This is a genomic window from Rhodococcus aetherivorans (assembly GCF_011058165.1).
Classification (GTDB): domain Bacteria; phylum Actinomycetota; class Actinomycetes; order Mycobacteriales; family Mycobacteriaceae; genus Rhodococcus; species Rhodococcus aetherivorans.
Map to the genome: position 1 here is coordinate 1 of NZ_JAALEG010000163.1, position 4,471 is coordinate 4,471.

The 4,471-nt window shown below is 70.9% G+C and carries 4 protein-coding genes and 1 tRNA gene; 1 reads left to right on the forward strand and 4 read right to left on the reverse strand.

Features of this window, described 5'->3' with window-relative positions:
• Positions 1–93 precede the first annotated feature (93 nt).
• Positions 94–166 (reverse strand) — tRNA-Asn (locus G6039_RS29660).
• 147 nt (positions 167–313) lie between these two features.
• Between G6039_RS29660 and G6039_RS29665 the strand changes: the two genes are divergently transcribed.
• The gene (locus G6039_RS29665; protein WP_010594277.1) at positions 314–559 is read left to right on the forward strand and encodes a hypothetical protein; all 246 of its coding nucleotides are present in this window, start codon (positions 314–316) and stop codon (positions 557–559) included.
• A 16-nt stretch (positions 560–575) separates the two neighbouring features.
• Here G6039_RS29665 and dnaG read toward each other — a convergent pair whose 3' ends face one another.
• The 3 genes from dnaG to G6039_RS29680 are packed head-to-tail and all read right to left on the reverse strand — an operon-like array spanning position 576 to position 4,452.
• The gene (dnaG, locus tag G6039_RS29670) at positions 576–2,498 is read right to left on the reverse strand and encodes a DNA primase (RefSeq protein WP_006947623.1); all 1,923 of its coding nucleotides are present in this window, start codon (positions 2,496–2,498) and stop codon (positions 576–578) included.
• Between the two features lie 17 nt (positions 2,499–2,515).
• On the reverse strand, positions 2,516–3,787 hold the full coding sequence (locus G6039_RS29675; RefSeq protein ID WP_006947621.1) for a deoxyguanosinetriphosphate triphosphohydrolase: 1,272 nt from the start codon (positions 3,785–3,787) through the stop codon (positions 2,516–2,518).
• A gap of 11 nt (positions 3,788–3,798) precedes the next feature.
• Complete coding sequence (locus tag G6039_RS29680) at positions 3,799–4,452, reverse strand: YdcF family protein (RefSeq protein ID WP_044476619.1); 654 nt, start codon at positions 4,450–4,452, stop codon at positions 3,799–3,801.
• Positions 4,453–4,471 lie beyond the last annotated feature (19 nt).

Here is a 4,471-nt window from a genome sequence, read left to right on the forward strand (position 1 = left end):
TACATCCTGGAGGTGGATCTCGACGAGATCCTCACGGGAATAGCGAACCCCCGCCACCCAGGGGGTGACGGGGGTTCGTCTGTCGTGCGGATGCTCCCCCGGCTGGACTCGAACCAGCAACCGTTCGATTAACAGTCGAATGCTCTGCCAATTGAGCTACAGGGGATTGTCCTGCGGTGCTCCGCCGTTTCCCGCGGTGCGTGAAGAACTGTAGCGCCCCACCCGACGCGGCACCAAATCGCCTGCCTGTGAGCCCGAGGGCGAGGATCGGGCAGGATGGGTGGGACGTTGACACGGCTGAATGGAGACGACGTTGATCGGACTGTTGGTGGGGGTTGCCGCGGGCTACGTCCTGGGGACACGGGCGGGCCGCGCCCGGTACGAACAGCTCAGCAGGACGGCGAAGGCGGTCGCGGGTAGTCCGGTGACGAAGAAGGCGATCGAGGTGAGCCGGCAGAAGCTGGCCGACTCGCTCAGCCCGGAGCCGAAGCTCGAGCCGATGAAGCCGCTCGACGAGCAGACCACGATCCTCGTCCCCCGCGACCAGTTGCGGCGGTGACGCGGGTGGCGTGAGTTCAGCCGGCCAGGCCGTCGCCGCTGGTGTCGCCGATGGCCTGGTCGAGCAGGCTGCGCCGGTACTGCTCGAGCGCAACGAGGTCCCCGAGCAACGAGTGGAACTCGTCGGATTCGGTGGCCGGGGAGATGCGCTGCAGTTTGGACTTGAGTTCGGCGACCTGCTCCCCCACCCAGACCTCCTGCAGCCGGGCGAGGACCCCGCCGATGTAGCGGGGCATCCGGTCCTCCTCCGCGGGCAGCGGGTCCACCGCGAGTTCCATGACCAGCGAGTGCACCATCGGGTCGGTGGCGGCGCGCCCGACGGCGTCCACCCATTCCGCGCCGCCGAGTCCCGCGCTCGTCCCGCCGACCGCGGCCACAGCCTCGCGCACCGCCGCGTAGGCCGGGTCGGTGAACGTCTCGGCGGGCAGCGAATCGAACACGGTGCCGGCGATGCCGGGGTACTGCAGCGCCGCCTTGAGGGCGTCGCGCTGCGGCCACAGCGCCGGATCGTTGGGGCGGGGCCGGCGCAGGACCGTGCCCGCCGCGGCCGTCTCCGCCCGCTGTTGCGGCGCGGCGGTGCGCGGCTTCTCGTCGCCGCCGCGGGCGACGCGCCGGGACTCGTCCTGCACGCGCCGGCGCACGGCCGGAATGTCGTCCCAGCCCACCCAGTGCGACAGCTGCACCGCGTAGCTGTCGCGCAGCGTGCGTTCCTTGATCCGGGCCACCACGGGAACCGTGCGGCGCAGCGCCTCCACCCGCCCCTCGGCGGTGTCGAGGTTGTGTTCGGTGAGGATCGACTTGACGACGAACTCGAACATCGGGGTGCGCCGGGCGACGAGGTCGCGCACCGCCCCGTCGCCGGACTTCTGCCGCAGCTCGCACGGATCCATGCCCTGGGGCGCGATCGCGACGAACGTCTTGGCCGTGGTCTTCTGGTCGCCCTCGAACGCCTTCATCGCCGCGGCCCGGCCCGCTGCGTCGCCGTCGAAGGTGTAGATGATCTCACCGCGGAAGTAGCTGTCGTCCATGAGCAGGCGCCGCAGCATCGCCAGGTGCTCGTCGCCGAATGCGGTACCGCACGCGGCCACAGCGGTTTTCACGCCCGACAGGTGCATCGCCATGACGTCGGTGTAGCCCTCGACGATCACGGCCTGGTGCGCCTTGGCGATCTCCCGCTTGGCCAGGTCCAGGCCGAACAGCACCTGAGACTTCTTGTAGAGCAACGTTTCCGGGGTGTTGACGTACTTCGCCGTGAGCGTGTCGTCGTCGAACAGCCGACGGGCACCGAAACCGATGACGTCGCCGGCGAGATTGCGGATCGGCCACAGCAGCCGCCGGTGGAACCGGTCGATGGGTCCGCGGCGCCCCTGTTTGGACAGCCCGGCGGCCTCGAGCTCGGCGAACTCGAAGCCACGGGTGAGCAGGTGCTTGGTGAGGGCATCCCAGCCGTCGGGGGCGTAACCGCACCCGAACACCTCGGCCGCGGACTCGTCGAAGCTGCGCTCGGTCAGGTAGTCCCGCGCCGCCTGCGCGCCGGGCGTACGCAGCTGCTCGGCGTAGAACTCCTGCGCGGCCGCGTTGGCGGCGACGAGCCGGGCGCGGGTGCCCCGGTCGCGCTGCACCGACGGACCGCCGCCCTCGTAGTTGAGGGTGTAGCCGACCCGGTCGGCGAGCTGCTCGACGGCCTCGACGAAGCTGATGTGCTCGATCTTCTGCAGGAACGAGTACACGTCGCCGCCCTCGCCGCAGCCGAAGCAGTGGAAGTGACCGTGGTTGGGGCGGACGTGGAAGGACGGGGACTTCTCGTCGTGGAAGGGACACAGCCCCTTCATCGAGTCGGCGCCGCCGCGCCTGAGGGCGACGTACTCGCCGACGATGTCCTCGATCCGGACGCGGTCGCGGACGGCCGCGATGTCTCTGTCTGAAATACGCCCGGCCACGACGACGAGTCTAGGCGCTACCCCCAACTCGCCTGAGCGGCGAGGCTGTCGCGGTCGATCCGTTCGAGCCGGGCCTCGGTGCACGAGGCGATCTGGTCGACGATCACCCGCATGCGGGCGGCGTCGTCGACGGCGGCGTCCCACAGCGGCACGAAGAACGGGTCGAGGCCGACCGGCGCCGTGCGCATCAGCCATTCGGCGACGCGGTGGATCCGTTCACGTTGCCGTTCCTGACGCTGCCGGTGGGCGGCGTCGGACATCACGAACTGCAGGGCCATGGTCTTGAGCAGCGCCACCTCGGACGCGACGACGGGCGGAACGACGAGGTCGGCGTCGTAGCGGGTGACGGGCCGGTCGCCGGTGACGGCACGGGTGCCGATGATCGCTGCCGTCGCGAATCGGCCGACGAGCTCGCTCGTGAGGCGCTTGAGTGCCACCGAGCACGCGAGGCTGCCGTCGTAGGTGTCCACGGCCTGGACCACCGGCATCTGCGACAGTCGCTTCGCCGCCTCCACCAGCTCGTTCGGGTCCAGGCCGGAGAACTCGCGCATGCCGAGATCGACGAGCGTGTTCACCGACGCCGGGTCGGTGAGCACACGCAGGTCGATCCGTCCGTCGATGACGCCGTCCTCGACGTCGTGGACGGAGTAGGCGACGTCGTCGGACCAGTCCATGATCTGGGCCTCGAGGCACTTGCGCCGGTCGGGCGCGCCGTCGCGCACCCAGGCGAGGACCTCGGCGTCGTCGTCGTAGGCACCGAACTTCGCGCCGGGCGCCGGGCGGGTCCACGGGTACTTCAGCGTCGCGTCGAGTGTCGCGCGCGTGAGGTTCAGACCGGCGCTCGTGCCGTCGGGGTGGAGGATCTTCGGCTCGAGGCACGTGAGGATCCGCAGATTCTGCGCGTTGCCCTCGAACCCGCCGCAGCTCGCGGCCACCTCGTCGAGGGCGCGTTCCCCGTTGTGGCCGTACGGCGGGTGTCCGATGTCGTGCGCGAGGCCGGCGAGGTCCACCAGGTCGGGGTCGCAGCCGAGGCCCTCGGCGATGCTGCGGCCGATCTGGGCGACCTCGATCGAGTGGGTGAGCCGGGTGCGCGGAGTGTCACCGTCGCGGGGGCCGACCACCTGGGTCTTGTCGGCGAGCCGTCGCAGCGCAGCGCTGTGCTGGACGCGGGCACGGTCCCGCGCGAACGGCGTACGGCTCGCGGTCGCCGGCTCGGCACCGGCGAGCGCCGACACCTTCGGGACCTCGGCGACGCGCCGCTCGAGTTCGTGTTCGCTGTAGCCCGGCATCACGTCCTCCTTCACTGCGCGGCCGTGTAGGGGAAGTCCGCCGAGTCGTGGGTGAGCTGGTACCAGATCAGCGCGCCCGTCTCGCGGGCGATCCCGTGCAGCTGCGACTCCCGGGTGTACACGGCGGGGCCGGTGCGGGTCGGCGCGGTCCACGCGTCGAGACCGGCGTCGCGGGCCATGGTGCGAGTGCGCAGCGAATGCCACGGATCGCTCACCAGCACCGCGGAGTGCAGTCCCTGCCCGGCCATCTCCCGGCTGACCGCCTCGACGCTGAGCAACGTGTCCGACCCCTCTTCGACGGCGGTGATCGCCGACTCCGGCACTCCCTGCGCGATCAGGTAGTTCTTGCCGGACGCCGCCTCGGTGAACAGGTCGCCCTCCTGCTTGCCGCCGACGGTGACGATCCGCTCGGCCACCCCGTTCTCGTACAGGGTGAGGGCCTGGTCGAGCCGGGCCTGGAACACCGACGACGGGGTGCCGGAGTACTGGGCGGCGCCGAGGACCACGATGGCGTCGGCCCGGCTCCAGTCGTCGATGCGCGCCACCTGCCACACGCGGACCGCGGTTCCGGCGAGGACGGCGATCGCCGCGAGCAGCACCCCGAGCACCAGCCGGCGCGTCCAGCGCGCGACGCCCGCACCGAACCCGCGCGGGGGTTCGGGCAGGGACGGGGCCGGGCGTGGG

What these genes read in the sequence shown, in the direction of transcription:
- G6039_RS29675 (WP_006947621.1), bottom strand. Translation starts at nt 3,787, where the DNA reads ATGCCGGGCTACAGCGAACACGAACTCGAGCGGCGCGTCGCCGAGGTC.